General features: G+C 61.4%; 14 protein-coding genes and 1 riboswitch. Of the genes, 4 read left to right on the forward strand and 10 right to left on the reverse strand.

All coding sequences use genetic code 11. The features are described from left to right. Positions 1–8 precede the first annotated feature (8 nt). From gcvP to ACOQOQ_RS01115, 4 genes are all read right to left on the reverse strand, one after another. A complete protein-coding gene (gcvP, locus tag ACOQOQ_RS01100) occupies positions 9–2,846 on the reverse strand; it encodes an aminomethyl-transferring glycine dehydrogenase (protein ID WP_420568320.1) in 2,838 nt (945 codons plus the stop codon). A gap of 65 nt (positions 2,847–2,911) precedes the next feature. Continuing rightward, positions 2,912–3,271 (reverse strand): glycine cleavage system protein GcvH, encoded by a 360-nt coding sequence (gene gcvH / locus ACOQOQ_RS01105; RefSeq protein ID WP_420568321.1) that lies wholly within the window; start codon positions 3,269–3,271, stop codon positions 2,912–2,914. 23 nt (positions 3,272–3,294) lie between these two features. Further along, the gene (gene gcvT, locus ACOQOQ_RS01110) at positions 3,295–4,419 is read right to left on the reverse strand and encodes a glycine cleavage system aminomethyltransferase GcvT (RefSeq protein WP_420569706.1); all 1,125 of its coding nucleotides are present in this window, start codon (positions 4,417–4,419) and stop codon (positions 3,295–3,297) included. A 160-nt stretch (positions 4,420–4,579) separates the two neighbouring features. Beyond that, a riboswitch (glycine riboswitch) is annotated at positions 4,580–4,665 on the reverse strand. A 69-nt stretch (positions 4,666–4,734) separates the two neighbouring features. Further along, the gene (locus ACOQOQ_RS01115; protein WP_420568322.1) at positions 4,735–5,181 is read right to left on the reverse strand and encodes an RrF2 family transcriptional regulator; all 447 of its coding nucleotides are present in this window, start codon (positions 5,179–5,181) and stop codon (positions 4,735–4,737) included. Positions 5,182–5,308: 127 nt separating this feature from the next. On the opposite strand from ACOQOQ_RS01115, the gene ACOQOQ_RS01120 reads away from it, so the two are divergent. Continuing rightward, the gene (locus tag ACOQOQ_RS01120) at positions 5,309–5,872 is read left to right on the forward strand and encodes a gamma-glutamylcyclotransferase family protein (protein ID WP_420568323.1); all 564 of its coding nucleotides are present in this window, start codon (positions 5,309–5,311) and stop codon (positions 5,870–5,872) included. A 59-nt stretch (positions 5,873–5,931) separates the two neighbouring features. Here the strand turns inward: ACOQOQ_RS01120 and gltX are convergent, their stop codons facing one another. Together gltX and ACOQOQ_RS01130 are read right to left on the reverse strand one after the other, a co-directional pair. After that, the gene (gltX, locus tag ACOQOQ_RS01125; RefSeq protein ID WP_420568324.1) at positions 5,932–7,251 is read right to left on the reverse strand and encodes a glutamate--tRNA ligase; all 1,320 of its coding nucleotides are present in this window, start codon (positions 7,249–7,251) and stop codon (positions 5,932–5,934) included. Positions 7,252–7,437: 186 nt separating this feature from the next. Then, positions 7,438–8,088, reverse strand: coding sequence for a hypothetical protein (locus ACOQOQ_RS01130; protein ID WP_420568325.1), 651 nt, complete (start codon positions 8,086–8,088; stop codon positions 7,438–7,440). A gap of 187 nt (positions 8,089–8,275) precedes the next feature. On the opposite strand from ACOQOQ_RS01130, the gene ACOQOQ_RS01135 reads away from it, so the two are divergent. Further along, a complete protein-coding gene (locus ACOQOQ_RS01135) occupies positions 8,276–9,208 on the forward strand; it encodes an MBL fold metallo-hydrolase (RefSeq protein ID WP_420568326.1) in 933 nt (310 codons plus the stop codon). Positions 9,209–9,211: 3 nt separating this feature from the next. Here ACOQOQ_RS01135 and ACOQOQ_RS01140 read toward each other — a convergent pair whose 3' ends face one another. Both ACOQOQ_RS01140 and ACOQOQ_RS01145 read right to left on the reverse strand, forming a co-directional pair. Beyond that, complete coding sequence (locus ACOQOQ_RS01140; protein WP_420568327.1) at positions 9,212–10,078, reverse strand: EamA family transporter; 867 nt, start codon at positions 10,076–10,078, stop codon at positions 9,212–9,214. Continuing rightward, entirely contained in the window at positions 10,079–11,740 is a 1,662-nt protein-coding gene (locus ACOQOQ_RS01145) for an NAD+ synthase (RefSeq protein WP_420568328.1), read from the reverse strand. Between the two features lie 199 nt (positions 11,741–11,939). Between ACOQOQ_RS01145 and ACOQOQ_RS01150 the strand changes: the two genes are divergently transcribed. Further along, a complete protein-coding gene (locus ACOQOQ_RS01150) occupies positions 11,940–13,295 on the forward strand; it encodes an MORN repeat-containing protein (protein WP_420569707.1) in 1,356 nt (451 codons plus the stop codon). A gap of 10 nt (positions 13,296–13,305) precedes the next feature. Here ACOQOQ_RS01150 and ACOQOQ_RS01155 read toward each other — a convergent pair whose 3' ends face one another. After that, positions 13,306–13,971 carry an SDR family NAD(P)-dependent oxidoreductase gene (locus ACOQOQ_RS01155; RefSeq protein WP_420568329.1) on the reverse strand — a complete coding sequence of 222 codons (666 nt, stop codon included), beginning with the start codon at positions 13,969–13,971 and terminating at the stop codon, positions 13,306–13,308. A 265-nt stretch (positions 13,972–14,236) separates the two neighbouring features. Between ACOQOQ_RS01155 and ACOQOQ_RS01160 the strand changes: the two genes are divergently transcribed. Next, a complete protein-coding gene (locus ACOQOQ_RS01160) occupies positions 14,237–15,814 on the forward strand; it encodes a 2-isopropylmalate synthase (protein WP_420568330.1) in 1,578 nt (525 codons plus the stop codon). Between the two features lie 243 nt (positions 15,815–16,057). On the opposite strand, the gene ACOQOQ_RS01165 is transcribed toward ACOQOQ_RS01160, so the two are convergent. Then, positions 16,058–18,604, reverse strand: coding sequence for a TIGR02302 family protein (locus ACOQOQ_RS01165; RefSeq protein WP_420568331.1), 2,547 nt, complete (start codon positions 18,602–18,604; stop codon positions 16,058–16,060). Between the last annotated feature and the right edge of the window lie 31 nt (positions 18,605–18,635).

The following is an 18,635-nucleotide window of genomic DNA, read 5'->3' on the forward strand; positions in this document are numbered from 1 at the left end:
TGCTGTGATCACTCGGCGTAATCTTCCATCGGCGGGCAGATACACACCAGGTTCCGGTCGCCATAGGCGTTGTCCACCCGGTTCACCGGAGGCCAGTACTTATCCACCCGGAACGCCCCCGGAGGATAGCATCCCTGTTCCCGGCTGTAGGGCCGGTTCCAGTCGCCCACCAGATCCTCAACCGTGTGGGGTGCACGCTTCAGCGGGTTGTTTTCCGCGTCCAGGGCCCCGCTGGCCACGTCGTCAATCTCGGCGCGGATGGCCAGCATGGCGTCGCAGAACCGATCCAGCTCGGCCTTGGTTTCGGATTCGGTGGGTTCCACCATCAGGGTGCCTGCGACGGGCCAGCTCATGGTTGGGGCGTGGAAACCGCAATCCATCAGACGCTTGGCGATGTCATCCACGGTGATCCCGGCGCTGTCGGCAAAGGGGCGCGTGTCCAGAATGCACTCATGCGCCACCCGGCCCGTCGGCCCCTGGTACAGCACGTCATAAGCGCCCTCCAGCCGCTTGGCGATATAGTTCGCGCCCAGAATGGCAACGCGCGTGGCTTGCGTCAGGCCGTCCCCGCCCATCATCAGGCAATAGGCCCAGCTGATCGCCAGAATCGAGGCCGATCCGTAAGGCGCGGCAGACACCGGCCCTTGATCCCCGCCCGTTTCCGGATGGCCCGGCAGATGCGGCACCAGGTGCGATTTCACCCCGATCGGCCCCATGCCGGGTCCGCCGCCGCCATGCGGGATGGCAAAAGTCTTGTGCAGGTTCAGGTGGCTGACATCGCCGCCCAGATCGCCGGGACGGGACAAGCCCACCATCGCGTTCAAGTTGGCCCCATCGATATAGACCTGCCCCCCGTGTTCATGAGTGATCGCGCAGACCTCTTTGACCGTTTCCTCGAACACACCGTGGGTGCTGGGATAGGTGATCATGCAGCCCGCCAGATCATCCGCGTGTTTCTGCGCCTTGGCCAGGAAATCGTTCAGGTCGATATCGCCGTTTTCCAAGGATTTGACCGGCACGACCTTCCAGCCGACCATCTGGGCGCTGGCGGGGTTGGTGCCATGCGCGCTCATCGGGATCAGGCAGACATTGCGGTGCCCCTGCCCGCGCGCCTGATGATAGGCCGCGATTGTCAGCAGCCCCGCATATTCCCCCTGCGCGCCCGAGTTGGGCTGCATGGAAAAATCGTCATACCCGGTGATGTCGCACAGCATCCGGCTGAGATCATTGATCATTTCCGCATATCCCTGCGCCTGATCAACAGGCACGAACGGGTGGATATCGGCAAATTCCGGCCAGCTGATGGGCGCCATTTCGGCGGCAGCGTTCAGTTTCATCGTGCAAGAGCCCAGCGGGATCATCGCCCGGTCAAGCGCCAGATCACGGTCCGCCAGACGCCGCATATAGCGCATCATCTCGGTCTCGGCCCGGTTCATGTGGAAAATCGGATGGGTAAGGATATTGCTGTCCCGCAACGCATGTTCGGGCAGTCGCCATTCGCCCGGCTGATCGTCCTTGCGGGTGATGCCAAAGGCACGCCAGACGGCCTCGATCGTGGACGGAACCACGGCCTCGTCCAGCGTGATGCCGACCTTGGTTTTGCCTACGGGGCGCAGGTTCACGCCCTCATCCACCGCCGATTTCAGAACGGCCTGTTGCAGCGGGCCAACCTCGACTGTCACCGTGTCAAAGAACGTCTCTGGTTCGATGCTGAACCCGGCTTCTTCCAGACCTTTGACCAGCCGAACAGCCTTGCGGTGAATACGCTGCGCAATCGCGCGCATCCCGTCGGGCCCATGAAACACCGCGTACATCGAGGCCATGACGGCCAGCAGCGCCTGTGCTGTACAAACGTTCGAGGTCGCCTTTTCACGCCGGATATGCTGTTCGCGCGTTTGCAGCGACAACCGGTAGGCCCGGTTACCGCGCGCGTCCACAGACACGCCCACCAGACGCCCCGGCATCGCGCGTTTGAAACTGTCGCGACAGGCCATATAGGCCGCATGCGGGCCACCATATCCCAAAGGCACACCAAACCGCTGGGTCGAGCCCACAGCGATATCCGCCCCCATCGCGCCGGGCTCCTTCAACAGCACCAGCGCCATCGGATCGGCAATCACGATCCCCACGGCTTTGGCGGCGTGCAGCGCCTCCATTTCAGCCGTGAAATCACGCACATGGCCATAGGTGCCGGGGTATTGGAACACTGCGCCGAACACTGCCTCAGGCTCCAGATCCTCGGGCGCGCCGACGATTACCTCGATCCCCAAGGGGGCAGCACGGGTCTGCATCACCGCGATGTTCTGCGGATGACAGTTCTCGTCCACGAAAAACGCCTTGGCCTTGGATTTCGATACCCTCTGCGCCATGGTCATCGCCTCGGCCGCTGCCGTCGCCTCGTCCAGAAGGCTGGCATTGGCAATCTCCAGCCCAGTCAGATCGCTGACCATGGTCTGATAGTTGATCAATGCCTCAAGCCGCCCCTGCGAAATCTCGGGCTGATAGGGGGTGTAAGCCGTGTACCAAGCCGGATTTTCCAGGATATTGCGCTGGATCGCGGGCGGCGTCACCGTCCCGTGATAGCCCATGCCAATCAGGCTGGTCAGAACCTTGTTCTTCTCGGCCACCTCGCGCATGCGGCGCAGCATCTGGCGCTCGCTCAGACCAGATGCAATTTCCAGCGGGGCCTCGGCCCGGATCGCGGCAGGCACCGTCTGGTCAATCAAAGCGTCCAGACTGTCTGCGCCCACCACCAGCAGCATCGCGTCCATCTCGACCGGAGACGGGCCGATGTGGCGACGGTTGGCAAAATCATAAGGCAAATATTCCGTGGGCTTGAACGCCATGGTCCCTGCTCCTTTAGGTCTTGGTCTGTCCGGATGCCCCCACGTCCGAGCGGAGGCGTAGTTGTTTAGCCGACCAGTTCGGCATAGGCGTCTTCGTCCAGGAAACCGTCCAAAGCGCTCATGTCATCGATCTTCAGCTTGAAGAACCAGGCCTCGCCCAGCGGGTCCTCGTTCACCTTGCCGGGTTCGTCCACGATAGCTTCGTTAACCTCGACCACCTCGCCATCCAGCGGGGCTGAGATGTCGGACGCGGCCTTGACGCTTTCGATCACGGCGACCTCGTCACCGGTGGAAACCATGGTGCCGATCTCGGGCAGTTCCACGAACACCACGTCGCCCAATTGGGTCGAGGCATGCTCGGTGATCCCCACAACAACCACGTCACCTTCCACGCGCAGCCATTCATGATCTTCGGTATATTTCATCGGATTTCTCCCTGTTCTTCTTTTTAGCGTTTAAAGTTTGCTGGAACGAAGGGCAGCGTTGCCACCTGTACAGGCAGGCGTTTGCCGCGGACTTCGCCAAAGATTTGCGTGCCGGGGCTGGCCAGATCGGTGGGGACATAGCCCATGGCCACCGGCCCTTGCACCGTTGGCCCGAACCCGCCCGAGGTCACCTGGCCGATCGGCTCGCCGCCCTCGGCGCTGGCGAACAGCTGGACGCCTTCGCGCATCGGGGCGCGGCCTTCGGGGCGCAGGCCAACGCGGGCTTGGGCGGCGCCGTTTTCCAGCTCAGACAGGATGCGTTCGGCCCCCGGAAAACCGCCCGCGCGATCCCCGCCTGTGCGGCGGATTTTCTGGATAGCCCAATTCAGCCCCGCCTCTATCGGAGTGGTTTCAGCGTCGATGTCATGACCGTAAAGGCACAAACCGCCCTCCAGCCGCAGACTGTCGCGCGCGCCCAGACCGATGGGCAGAACGGTGTCATCGGCCAGCAAGACACGGGCCAACCCCTCGGCCGCATCAGCAGGAACCGAGATTTCGTACCCGTCCTCGCCGGTATAACCCGACCGCGAGATCCAGCATTCGGTGCCGTTCAGCACAACGGTTGCAACATCCATGAATTTCATCTCGGCCACGGCAGGGTTCAGCCGCGCCAAGGCCGCCTCGGCCCTTGGACCTTGCAGGGCCAGAAGCGCGCGATCCTCGATCACCTCGATCGTCACGTCTGCGGGCAGGTTGGCGCGCATATGGGCGATGTCAGCGTCCTTACAAGCCGCATTCACCACGACGAACAGATGATCGCCCCGGTTGGCCAGCATCAGATCGTCCAGAATGCCGCCCGCTTCGTTGGTAAAAAACCCATAGCGCTGACGGTTCACGCCCAGCCCGGTGATGTTCACAGGCACCAAGCCCTCAAGCGCCAGGGCCGCGGTTTCATAATCCGGCCCGCGCAGGATCACCTGCCCCATGTGGCTGACATCGAACAGCCCGGCGGCGTCGCGCGTGTGCTGATGTTCCTTCATCACGCCAGCGGCGTATTGCACCGGCATGTCATAGCCCGCAAAGGGCACCATCTTGGCGCCCAGCTCTCGGTGCAGCTCATCCAGCGGTAATGTCTTCAGATCGGTCATGGCATCCCCAGTCTTTTCGGAAACCGAGGCGACCTGCAGCCCATCCTCGGCATCACACCCGCCACAAATGCGACGGAACACTTGATGCCCCCTCTGTCCCTTTGCCTGAGATCGCTATCCCTTCGGCGGACGCGTCTGGCGCGCCTCTCTCCAGAGTCTTTCCATCCGATCGGTCCCTTGGGCCTGAGAGTTTCCGGGGCGGTTGCTCCTTCGGCACCGGTTACCCGGTTCTCCCGATCTGATTATTTCTGCTTAGACGAGTCGCTTGCGCACGGCAAGGGGTCGTTTTCACGCCGCCTGCGATACACCCTGCGATCAGGCGCTACACTTGACCGGAGCCATAAGTTCGATCAGTTGGTCATTGCCGCAGACCAGTTCATCCAGGGTAATGCCATCAAGATGCGCATAGAACGCTTCGGCCGCGCCGGCGATGGCGGCCTTCAAGCGACACGCATCAATCAGCGGGCAGGTATTGTCGACATCGGCGAAACATTCGGCAATAGGAACGTTGGATTCCAGCTCGCGGAACACGTCGCCGATCTGGATCTCGCTCATGGCGCGGCCCAGCTGGATGCCTCCGTTACGGCCGCGCTGAGTGTGCAGATATCCCAGCTGCCCCAATTGGTTGATCACTTGCGCCAAGTGGTTTTCAGATGCGTTGCACCGTTTGGCCACCTCGGATTTCGTGACCAATCGCCCCTCGTTCGAGCCGCAGAACATCAGGACACGGATGGCGATATTGGTTCTTTTGGTGATACGCACGGCAGTTTCCCCTAGGGCAAAAGTTGACTGAAAATGCCGAAGGAGCAGGGATTCGGGATTGATATGGATCAATCCAGCGCATTTTATCTGCATCATGGATGCATTTTTCTTTGGATACGGGTCCCTAGTGAACCGCAAGACCCATGAATATGGCGATGCCGAGCGTGCGCGGGCCCGTGGCTGGCGGCGGGTCTGGCGCCACACGGCTTTGCGCCCGGTGGCCTTTCTGACCGCCGTTCCCGACCCCGATTGCGAGATCGAGGGGCTGATAGCGCCGGTCCCCAACGGCGATTGGCGCGCTTTGGATCACCGCGAACGGGCCTATGACCGTGTGGAGCTGACCGACATGGCGCACCATCCCCTGCCTTTCAGCCCGCAGGTCGCGATCTACTCGATCCCGGCAGGCAAGCACGGCGCACCGACGATGGCGCATCCGGTTCTGCTTAGCTATCTGGACGTGGTGGTTCAGGGCTATCTGCGCGAGTTCGATGAGGCTGGCGTGGCCCATTTCTTTGACACGACCGAAGGCTGGGACGCGCCGATCCTGGATGACCGCGCACACCCGCATTACCCGCGTCACCAGGCACTTCCCCCCGAAGAAACCGCGCTGGTCGATCATTGGCTGGACCGGGTCGAGGCCCGAGTGGTGCATCTGGACGACCACCCGCCCATTCCCCGCGCCACCAGTTAGCCAGACAGCAAAAGGCCAGCCGCATTGGGCTGGCCTTCGATTTCAAACGCGCACAGTGATCAGCGAGCTTTGACGACCTGCAACAAAGGCATCAGGTCGCCCATGTCAGGGCCTCGGCTTTGGCCGGTGACAGCTTTGCGCAGCGGCATGAACAGGCCCTTGCCCTTGCGGCCCGTGGCCTCTTTCACTGCAGTGGTCCAGCTTTTCCAGGTGCCCCCGTCAAACGGCCCTTCGGGCAGCAGCAGCATGGCCTGCGCGATAAACTCGCGATCCTCGTCAGCGATGTCCGGCTGTGCGCCATCGCGGCACAGCTCCCACCACCCGGCCAGATCGGCCTTGATGGTGATGTTGTCGCGCATCACGGTCCAGAACTGTTCGGCCAGATCATCCGGTACGCCCAGCGCGCGGATATCTTCGGCCATATCCGCATAGGGCAGCGTTTGCAGATAATGCCCGGTCAGCGGGAACAGGTCCTGCATGTCGAACTTGGTCGGAGCCGAGCCGAAATGCGTCAGCTCGAACCCTTCGGCGATCTCATCCAGATTGCTCCGCAGCTCCACCGGATCGGACGAGCCCAGACGCGCCATCAGCGAAAGCACGGCAGCCGGTTCGATCCCCTGTTCGCGCAGGTCCTTCAGTGCCAGGGTGCCCAGACGTTTCGACAGCGCCTCGCCCTGCGGGCCAGTCAGCAGCGAATGGTGCGCAAAGTTGGGGGCTTTGTGGCCCAGCGCCTCCATGATCTGGATCTGCGTCGCGGTGTTGGTCACGTGATCCGAACCACGCACAACATCCGTCACGCCCATATCCGTATCATCCACGACCGAGGCGATAGTGTACAAAACCTGACCGTCCGCACGGATCAGCACCGGATCAGAAACCGAGGCCGCATCAATCGAGATATCGCCCAGAATGCCGTCATTCCATTCGATCCGTTCCTGGTTCAGCAGGAAACGCCAGTACCCGCCACGCTCTTCGCGCAGCTTGGCCTTTTCCTCGTCCGACAGGTTCAGCGCGGCGCGGTCATAGACCGGGGGCTTGCCCATGTTCAGCTGTTTCTTACGCTTCAGGTCCAGCTCGGTCGGGCTTTCGAAACACTCGTAGAACCGGCCAATCTCGCGCAGCTTGTCCGCCGCGTCCGCATAGAGATCCAGCCGTTCCGACTGACGCTCCATCCGGTCCCAGGTCAGGCCCAGCCATTCCAGATCGCGCTGGATCTGGTCCACATATTCCTGCTTGGAACGCTCGGGATCGGTGTCGTCGATCCGCAGGATGAACTGACCGCCGGCCTTGCGGGCGATCAGATAGTTCATCAGCGCGGTGCGCAGGTTACCAACGTGAATGTAACCCGTAGGCGAGGGTGCAAAACGTGTCGTGGTCATGGGAATCTCCTGTTGGCGCCCCCCATTCCACATGTGACGCGGTTTGTCCAGAAAATCGGTCCCAGAGCCAGGCTGAACCGAAGCGTATCATTTCGACAAATCTGCACTTTTGAACCTGCCCAATAGCCAGTTTGTATCTTGGGGATTCGAATGGCGCCTGGGACGGCAGCCATGACAACTGGTATCTTACCTAGCGGTTTTTCTAGCCAACAGGTAATAGGTTCGCGTCTCAGACAGGACATGTACGTATTGAGATACCTTGATCAGCTGGGCGCCGTTTTCAAAATGAACCGCACGCTCACTTCTCAGAATGTACTCGAGTTGATCGGGCAATTGGCCTTGTACCTCTGTTTTGAAACCGAGACGCGCCCCAGATTTCCCGAAACTTTTTTGCAAACGGGCTTCGGCCACTACCGCCTCGGTGGCATTTGACATCACATTTTTTTCGGTTCTCGAAAGTTCTGTTCGCGCGGTTCTTCCTTTGGCGTCGCCAATGCTGCTCATTTCGAACTTACAGAATGACTTGACGCCTTCTATTCGAAAGGTAAAACGCCCTGTCACCGCCCTCTTGGTTGTCATTCGCCCGAACAGGTTTTTAGCTTGGACCAACTCTTTCTTGATGAAGGAGGTTTTGCTGGCGTTCGTCGCAACATAGCCGTTCTTGGCCAACAAAGCCGTGTCGACGGAGTTCGCCTCGACCACATCAAAACAAAATTGTGCCGCGAACTTCGCGCGCGCGATCATGGATTCGCCTGCGGACAGGTGTTGTGGAAAGCCCAGGCAGGCCAGCCCTGCAACCAAAGCAATCAATCGAACGGGACGCGACAAATTCCGCATAGTCATAACCTCAGATGAAAAACTCTCTCCACACAGGGTAGTATCAAGCAAGGCGCTGAACCACCAGAGGGTACCCCGCAGCCCGTCGAAAAACCTAAGGGTCACGTTGTCGTGAAATAGGACGCCACGCGAATACCCTGCGCTATGTTTCCCTCAATCAGTTTGCCAATCGGGAGGGACGAAGCAAATGAAACTCATGACACCCCATATTTCACGGCGTGCGGCGCTGCTTGGCGCCGCCTCGTTGCCGTTGGTTGCAACTGCAGGCAAGGCCATGGCCGCAGCCGAGATGCTGGGCACAGCCACGACCCGGTTCAATCGGTTCAAGCTTGGCAGCTATGAAGTCACCGCCATTTTGGCCGGTACCCGCACCGTACCAAACCCTCAGTCGATATTCGGCATGAATGTCTCGGCCCAGGAGTTCTCGAAGGTTTCAGCCGCCAATCACATCCCAGATGATGCCGCGCAGTTCTTTTTCACCCCCACCGTGGTCAACACCGGACCCGAGCTGATCCTGTTCGACACCGGCCTGCAGGGCCCCGCCACCGTGGCCGCGCTGAAGGCCGCCGGTTACGCACCCGAGCAGATCGACACCGTGGTTCTGACCCATATGCATGGCGATCATATCGGCGGGCTAATGACAGATGGCGCGCCCACCTTTGCCAATGCGCGCTACGTCACCGGCGCCGTGGAATACGACACCTCGGCCGCATCGGAGAACGAGCGTTTCGACAAGATGGTCCGCCCTCTGGCCGAAAACATGACCATGCTGGATGATGGCGGCACCGTTGCCAGCGGCATCACAGCCATGGCTGCCTTTGGGCATACCCCCGGCCACATGGCTTATCGGATCGAAAGCAACGGGCAGCAACTGGTGCTGGGCGCGGATTTCGCAAACCACTATGTCTGGTCGCTGGCCTATCCCGATTGGGAGGTCAAGTTTGACCGCGACAAGGCCGCGGCTGCGCAAACCCGCCGCCGTATGCTTGAGATGATGGCAGCCGAAACGATTCCCTTCATTGGCTACCACATGCCTTTCCCCGCGATGGGCTATGTGGAAACGCGCGGAGACGGGTTTCACTATGTCCCGGCGTCGTACCAGATGATGCTGCAGGGCTAAGCCCTAGCCCGTCACCAGAATGATCGCGCCGGTCACCACGAGCGCTGCGATCAGATAGTTGCGGGGGCGCAATGTCTCGCGACGAAAGATCGCCACACCGAACAGCAGCGCCCAAAGGGGCGTTGTTGCCGCCAGCGGAGCCACGACGGTCACGTCCCCACGCGAAAGCGCTCCGTTCAGGGCCAGGATACCAAACCCGTTGATCACGCCGCTCAGCATGAACCAGCGAACGGCCGCGCCTCCGGCCATGATGCGGCCGGCGCCCCGGTCGCGCGTCATCACGACGGCTGCCAGAACCACGGTCGAGACACTGCCCGCGATCAGCGCGGCGAAGAACGGGCTTGGGACGCTCTCCATCCCCAGTTTGATCGCCGGTTGTGAAAAACCGCGCACCGTGGCAGCGCCCAAGGGAAAGACCAGCGCCCATAACGGCCAGCCGCGTGAAATCCCGCGCGAGGGGATGGCCGACAGCACCAGCCCCCCAACCATCAGCGTCAATGCGAAGGCTTGGGTCAGACCAAAGCTTTCGCCAAGGAAAACGATCGCGGGCACAGCCGCCAGGACCGGCACGAACGCGCCCAGCGCTGCCGTCAGCGCAGGCCCCACCCGTTGGACCGAGAAAATCTGAAAGGTCTGCCCGGCCGCCGGAAAGAAAATCCCGGCGATGGCAAAGATCAACATGCCGGGTTCGCTGAACCAGGACGCCTGGATCACCCATGGCGCGATCAGCCAGAAACACACTGCCATCGAGGCCACTGACAGGAACGCCCCTGTCAGACCGTCCGCGCCATCCAATCCCTTGCGGTGGATGTGGACGTTGAAACCAAACAGGGCTCCTGCGCCAAGCGCCAAGAGAACAGCCAGCAGCATCTAGCTGGGGTCTCGCCAGCGATTGGCGATGGGATAGCGCCGGTCCAGCCAAAAGGCGCGCGGGCTAAGCCGGGCACCCGGGGCGGACTGGAACCGTTTGTATTCGCTGATATAAAGCAGATGCTCGACCCGTTTCACCGTGTCGCGATCAAACCCGGCGGCGACGCAGTCCGCCACGGATGCCTCGCCATCCACCAGCATCATCAGGATCGCGTCCAGCACCTCGTAGGGGGGCAGGCTGTCCTCGTCTTTTTGATCGGGGCGCAGCTCGGCCGAGGGCGGCTTGTCGATGATGGAAACCGGGATCACCTCGCCTTCGTTGCCATGCATCCAATCGGGGCGATGGTTGGCATTGCGCCAGCGGCAGCAGTCGAAAACGCGGGTTTTGTACATGTCCTTGATCGGATTATAGCCGCCCGCCATGTCGCCATAAATCGTGGCATAGCCCACCGCGACCTCGGATTTGTTGCCGGTGGTTAGCAGCATTTCCCCGAATTTGTTGGACAGGGCCATCAACAGCAATCCGCGCAGACGGGACTGAATGTTTTCTTCGGTAATGTCGGGCTGGGTGCCTTCGAACAGCGGGGCCAGCGTATTGGTAATGGCCTGCCGCCCCTCGGCAATCGGAACATAGTCATAGCGGCAGCCCAGACGTTCGGCGATATCCTTGGCGTCATCCAACGACCCCTGAGAGGTATACTCAGACGGCAGCATCACGCAGCGCACATTATCCGCGCCCAAAGCATCCACCGCGATCGTCGCCACCAGAGCCGAATCGATCCCCCCGGACAGGCCAAGCAGCACCTTTTTGAAACCGGTTTTGCCCAAGTAATCGCGCAAGGATTCCACCATCACGCGGTAATCTTGCTCCATATCATCGGGGTGATGCGTCTTTTCACCGGGCACCACGGTCCAGCCATCCGCGCCGCGCTGTAGATCCACATGCGAGATCGCCTCGTCGAACACCGGCAGCTGCATCGCCAGCTTGCCATGCGGGTTCAGCACAAAACTGCCCCCGTCAAAGACCTGATCGTCCTGACCGCCCACCATATTCAGATAGATCAGCGGCAGACCAGTTTCGACCACGCGGGCCACCATCATGTTCAGGCGGATTTCCATCTTGCCGCGGAAATAGGGGCTTCCATTGGGAACCAAAAGGAACTCGGCGCCGGTTTCCTCAAGCGTTTCGGCAACATCTTCGTGCCAGGCATCCTCGCAAATCGGGCTGCCAATACGCACGCCGTTCACCGCGTAGGGACCGCCCAGGGGGCCGCTGTCAAAGACACGGACCTCGTCAAAGACGGTCTCGTTCGGCAGGTGATGTTTCAGCACGCAATTGGCCACCTGACCGTTCCGGCAGATGTAATAAGCGTTATACAGTTTGCCGTCCTCTACCGCTGGCGCGCCGATCGCCAAAGCAGGCCCGTCAGCGCATTGCGCGGCCAGGGTTTGCACGGCGGCAATCGCCATCTGGTGGAACACCGGCTTCATCACCAGATCTTGGGTGTTGTAGCCCGTGATAAACATTTCGGGCAGGGCCACCATGTCAGCACCCGCCGCCTTGGCCTTTTGCCAGGCCTCATATGCCTTGGCCGCGTTGCCAGCCAGATCCCCCACGGTCGGGTTCAGCTGTGCAATTGTCAGGCGAAATCTGTCGGACATTGCGTGCCCCTTGGTTCTGTTCGTCACCCCCGATGTATCAGAACCACCGGCGAGGAAAAGCCGCTTTGACCAAAAGGCGTTGTCTAGGGCGGGCCGCTCCACTAGATTTCGGGCAACGCAAACAGGCAACCGTCAATCCGCAGGCAGGTCTTTCATGGCAAATTCGCGCATCCTTTTCGTCGCCGCTCTGGCCGGAGCGATGGCAGCGTCCGCCCCCGTTTGGGCCCAGGACGGGGGCGTTCAGACCAAGCAATACGAGGATGGCGGTGTCTACGAGGGCACGTTCAAGGACGGATTGCAGCACGGCACCGGCACCTACCGGCTGCCCAACGGGTACGAATATACCGGCGAATGGGTCGCCGGGGAAATCCGCGGACAGGGCGTGGCGCGATTCCCCAATGGCTCGGTCTATGAGGGTGAGTTCGCCAATGGTAAACCCGAAGGGCTGGGCAAAATCGTGTTCACTGATGGCTCGACCTATGAAGGGGACTGGGTTGCGGGCAAAATCACAGGATCAGGCGTGGCGATGTATGCCAACGGCACCCGCTTTGAAGGCGCATTCAAGAACGCGATGCACCACGGGCGAGGCGTCATGCGCACGCCGGGCGGGTATGTCTATGACGGCGATTGGGTAAACGGGGTGAAGGACGGGTTCGGCACCATCACCTATCCCGATGGCGCAGTTTACGAAGGCCAAGTCAAACGCGGCACTCGCGAGGGTCAGGGCACCCTGACCATGTCCGACGGCATGGTCTATGCAGGCCTGTGGCAGAACGGCCAAATCCACGGCCAGGGCAAGCTTACCCAAAGCAATGGCGATGTTTACGAAGGCATGCTGATCAACGGCCGCCGCGAGGGGCTGGGCAAGGTCACCTATGACAATGGCGATGTCTATGACGGCGAATTCGTCGATGATCGTCGCCAGGGTCAGGGCGTGTTCACCGGAACCGATGGCTATCGCTATGAAGGCACCTGGGTGGCAGGCCAGATCGAGGGCGACGGCACCGTTACCTATCCCGATGGCTCCAGCTATTCCGGTCAGTTCCGCGGCGGGGCCGAGGACGGCGTGGGCAAGATCACCTATCCCGATGGCGCCACCTATGAAGGCGAATGGCGCGCTGGCGTGATCGAAGGTCAGGGCACCGCCACCTATCGCAACGGCGCCGTCTACGAGGGCGGCTTTGTCGACGCCAAGAACCACGGCAACGGCATCATGACCTACCCCGACGGGTACCGCTATGAAGGCGAATGGCAGGCGGGCAAACGCCACGGTCAGGGCACCGCGACCTATCCCAACGGCATGATCTATGTCGGTCAGTTCGTGGATGGCCAGCGCGAGGGCACCGGGATGATCACGGCCTCTGATGGTTTCAAATACGAGGGCGAATGGAAAGCGGGCGCCATCAACGGACGCGGCACCGCAACCTACGCCAACGGAGATGTCTATGAGGGCATGTTCAAAGACGGCAAGCGTCAGGGCGCGGGCACCATGCGCTATGCCAGCGGCCAGGAAGAGGTTGGCCAATGGGAAAACGGCGCCTTGCTGACAGAATAACCCGGGGGCCCTACCAGGGCACGGGCTTACCCGCCCAATCGTAGAATCGGCCCGTCTGAGCGGGCTTCAGCCCGTTGATCACTGCCAGCAGGTTCTGGGCCGCCTCGGACGGGGTCACCGTCGGGTGCCGGTCCGTGTAATTGGACGTGAAATCCGTTGCCACCGTTCCGGGATGCAACGCCACGCAAACCGCCCGAGGATGGGTGCGCGCCAGCTCGATCGCGCCGGTGTGGATGACCTGGTTCAACGCCGCCTTGGCCGCGCGATAGGAATACCATCCACCCAGACGGTTATCTTCGATGGACCCAACCCGCGCCGAAAGCGCCGCGAAAACCGCGTGCCGATCCCGCGGCAACAGGCGCAGCGCATGTTTCAGCACCAGCGCCGGGCCGATACAGTTGACCGCGAACTGATCCATCATGGCCTGCGGCGTTAGCATTCTAAGCGACTTTTCGGGCGCCGCACCCGCACCCGGCAGCTGCCCCGTGGCGACGAAAACCAGATCGAACCCCGGCTCAAGCGCGCGCAGCGCCGCTGCAACGCTGGCCTCGTCCGTGATATCCAGCCCGTCTACACTGCGCGACAGGCCCCTCACCGTGACCCCGCGCGCGCCAAGCGCCGCTGCGATCGCGCCGCCAATCCCGCCCGAGGCGCCGATGATCAAAGCTCTTTGCATGAGAGGCCACCTAGCGCCCAAGCCTCTGCGATCAATGCGGGCAAATTGACGCTTTTCTTTTCGACGCGGCGCTCCTATAAATCTGCCTATGATCACTTTGGGCCATATCACCGCAACCGCACGCCGCACCGACGGCGCGTTGCCCTATGCTGCCCTGCTACTGCTAAGCCGCCTCTGAGCGTGCCATTTCCCGGCGCGACCGCTCAGAGGATGTGCTTGATTTTCGCGCCACAGGCTTTAGCAGACTTCAAAAAAGAGACCCGACATGACCGATAAATCCAAACAAGACCACGTCTTGATTTTCGACACGACTCTGCGTGATGGCGAACAATCCCCCGGCGCGACGATGACCCACGATGAAAAGCTGGAAATCGCTGAAATGCTGGACGACATGGGCGTCGACATCATCGAGGCTGGCTTTCCGATCGCCTCGGAAGGTGACTTCAAAGCGGTGAAGGAAATCGCCGAACGCTCCAAGAATTCGACCATTTGTGGCCTGGCGCGTGCGAATTTCAAGGATATCGACCGCTGTTTTGAGGCCGTGAAACATTCGGCCAGCCCGCGCATCCACACCTTTATCGGCACCTCGCCGCTGCACCGCGCGATCCCCGATCTGACCATGGATGAAATGGCCGACAAGATCCACGAAACCGTCAGTCACGCCCGCAATCTGTGCGACAATGTGCAGTGGTCGCCGATGGATGCCACGCGCACGGAACATGACTATCTGTGCCGCGTGATCGAGATCGCAATCAAGGCCGGCGCCACAACCATCAACATCCCCGATACCGTTGGTTATACCGCCCCGCGCGAATCCGCTGACCTGATCAAAATGCTGCTGGAGCGCGTCCCCGGCGCGGATGAAATCGTCTTTGCGACCCACTGCCACAATGACCTTGGCATGGCGACAGCGAACGCACTGGCCGCGGTCGAGGCCGGTGCCCGCCAGATCGAATGCACCATCAACGGGCTGGGCGAACGCGCGGGCAACACGGCCCTGGAAGAGGTCGTGATGGCCCTGCGCGTACGCAACGACATCATGCCCTATCGCACCCAGATCGACACCACAAAGATCATGAATATCTCGCGCCGCGTGGCGACCGTGTCGGGCTTTCCGGTGCAGTTCAACAAAGCGATCGTGGGCAAAAACGCCTTTGCGCATGAATCCGGCATCCACCAAGACGGCATGCTGAAGAACCGCGAGAATTTTGAGATCATGGTGCCTGAGGATATCGGTCTGTCTGGTACCTCTCTGCCCTTGGGCAAACACTCGGGCCGTGCCGCCCTGCGCGCGAAGATGGAAGAGCTTGGCTACGAGCTGGGCGAGAACCAGTTGAACGACGTCTTCGTCCGCTTCAAGGCCCTGGCCGACCGCAAGAAAGAGGTATTTGACGACGATCTGATCGCCATGGTCAACGACCAGGAGGTGCAAGACGAAGGCGATACGCTGCAGCTGAAACGCCTGCGCGTGGTCTGCGGCACCGACGGCCCGCAAGAGGCCGAGATGACCTTGTCCATCGATGGCGAGGAAAAATCCATCGACGCCACTGGCGACGGCCCGGTAGATGCAGCCTTCAACTGCGTGAAAATGCTGTACCCCCATGCGGCACGCCTGCAGCTTTATCAGGTTCACGCCGTGACCGAAGGTACCGACGCACAGGCTACGGTCACCGTCAAGATCGAAGAGGACGGCCGCATCGCGACCGGCTCGTCGGCAGATACCGACACTGTGGTCGCCAGCGTGCGCGCCTATGTGAACGCCCTGAACCGTCTGATCGTCCGTCGCCAGAAAACTGGCCCTGGAGAAGACCGCAAAGAGATCAACTACAAGGACGTTCACTAAACTCTTGATCCAGCGGGGCGCCTTCCGGCGCACTCGACACCTCACACAGCGCCTGTAGGCGCTGTGCTCAGGCAAAAGGGGCACGCCCCTTCTTCGCCTGCGGCGAATTCAACCCCTCGCGGACCTCACGCTCCCGAACTGATTTCGCGCAACCAAGTTCCTTGGCGTCACGTCCGAGGGAACGGCCATTAGCCGGTCCCGAGACATCCAGCGCGCGCGATGGCGCGCTCCTTTTGGTACCTCTCAAAACCGTTCCAGCAGACGCCGGAGATAGTCCAGCTCTTCACTCGAGCGCTCCCCTTCACCCGAGCGGCGTCGGATTTCATCAAGCAATTCGCGCGCGCGACGATAGACATCTTCGCCTTGCAGCAGATCCTCTTGCGTGCCCACATCCCCGCCCCGAGAGCCGGGGTTGCGGCCCAGTGGGTCGCGGCTGTTGGCCTGTGCATTGCCCGTTTCCTGACCATCGCCACCCTGTTGCCGACGCCCGGCCTCGGCCATTGCATCGCCAAGATTGCGAATACCTTCGCGCAGCGCCTCCATTGCGTCGGCTTGTTTGTCGATCGCCCCTGGCAGATCGTCCTGCCGCAAGGCTTCTTCGGCGCCTTCCATCGCGCGCTCGGCCTCTTTCAGGGCTTCGCGGGCTGCATCCCCACCCTGAGTGCCCGCACCCGGCAAGCTGCGGCGTTGGCGCTCCAACTCGTCCCGCAGGGCCTGCTGGCGCTCTGCCAGAGAACCCTGTTCGCCCTCACCCTGTTCGCCGTTTTCACCGCCCTGACCTTCGTGACTTTCACCGCGGCCCTGCCCGCCGTTACGCCCTTCGTTGCCTTGCGACTGTCCCGAGTTTGCGCCGGGATTGTACTGTTCCTGCAGATCGCGGAAGGCCTGATCCGACAGACCCTGTTGTTCGCGCAGGCTTTCTCCCAGTTCTTCCATTGCCTGCTCGCCGGGGGACTGACCGCCCTGCCCGCCCTGGGCCATCTGCATGTTTTCCATCATTTCCTGGAACTGGCGCATCGCTTCTTGTGCTTCGGCCATACGGCCCTGTTCAATCAGGTCCTGAATGTGGTCCATCATGCGCTGCAAATCATCCATGCCCATCTGCACCGAATTCTCAGCGCCGCGCATATCCTCGTCGGTTTCTTCCTGTTCGCGCTGCGCCTGACGCGAGCGTTGTCGCAGATAGTCTTGCGTGGCTTCGCGCAACTCCTGCATCAGCCGGGCGATTTCCTGCTCTGATGCACCGTTCTTCATCGCCTCGCTCAAGCGTTCCTGCGCGCGCTTCATCCGTTCCATGGCGTCATCCAGATCGCCGTCTTCGATTTCGATGGCCAGATCCCACAGGGCCTTGGCCAGTTCTTCTTGTTGGGGCTTGGACATCCCTTCGGCCGCATAGGCTTCCATCCGGCGCAGGATGAAACGGAACCGCAGATAGTTCGCCTCGTCGGGGAAAAGCTGTTCTTCCGGCTGCCACGAGATGGCGCGCATCAGCTGCGCGATACGAGGGGCGTTCGCGCGGTTCCACAGCAAATCGCGCCGCTGTTCGATCAGCGCCGAGGCCACCGGGTCAAAGAAACGCCGGGCGGGCAATGGCATGCTGACAGGGGCAGCCACCCCCGCCTGATCCGCAGCATCCATCGCCGTCAGCTCGAACCGAACGGGAAGATGCGCCCAAGGGTGTTCCGAGAAGTTTTCGATCAAAAGCTCGGTGAAATCTGCGCGGTTGCCTGTGATCGGCATCGGCAGTTCCATCTGGATAGGCGCGCGCGGTTCGGGATCGATGGACAAACCATAGCGGCGGTCCAGCGCCTGCATGTCCAAAGAGATCAGCACCGAGCCGCCCGTGACCCCGTAATCATCCTTGGCCGCGAACGGCAGGCTCATCTGGCCGTCCACGTTGGTCTCGGCCTCGCCGGTGATCATCACCTCGGGCGCGGTATCGGGCAGCAAAGCCACCTGCCAGCTGCGCCCGCCGACGCCCTGGATGGCCAGATCGCCCGCGCGGGTCACCACAAAATCCTGTGCCGGATCCGAGGCCGGGGGCACCTCGCCGATCCGGCCAGAAACGGTTTCGTCCAGGGTCAAGGCGCCCAGCTCTCCGTAGAAACGCAGAGTAACGCGGCTGTTTTGTGGAATTTTCAGACTGTCGCCCTGATCGGCTAGGTACAGCACCGGAAGGCCGGTATAGGCGGGTGGTTCGATCCACCCCTCCCACGAGGGGCCCACGGCAAGGCCCGAGCCGCTGCCCGGCCCCATGCCGGTGACAGAATGCACTTTGCTCCAGGTGCCGAACAGCATCGCCACGGACAGGCCAAGAATGGCGACATATCGCAGGGCAAAGGGATCGCGCTGCGTCAGGGTCAGGTTGGGGCGCACGCCCCGGGCCGTTGCTGCACGCTTGGCCATGCGTGCCTGGTGAGCGCGCCAAAGCGCCTCGGATTGTGCGTCGCCGGCGCCGATGGCCTGATCGTCCAACAGGGTCTGGATCGGGCGCCCTTTCAGGGTTCCATCCAACCGCTCAAGCGCCTCGGCGCGGTGGGGCATGCGAAAGCGGCGCAACCCCAGAACCATGAAGGCAGCGCTGGCCAGAGAAACCAATACGGCCAACGCCCAGACAAGCTCGACCATGATGTGATCCTGAAGACCCAGCATCAGCACGGCTGCCGCCAGCATAACCACCGACCACAGGGGCCAGAAGGCCCGCGTGATACGCTCGGCCATCAGCCCCGCCCAGGTCAGGCGCAGGGGCCAGCGGATTTTTGTCAGGACCGTACGATCTGCGTCAGCCATGCCATCTCCAACAGGGCCGGACGCGGGGATC

The sequence above is a fragment of the Thalassovita sp. genome (assembly GCF_965218685.1).
Taxonomy (GTDB): Bacteria; Pseudomonadota; Alphaproteobacteria; order Rhodobacterales; family Rhodobacteraceae; genus Thalassobius.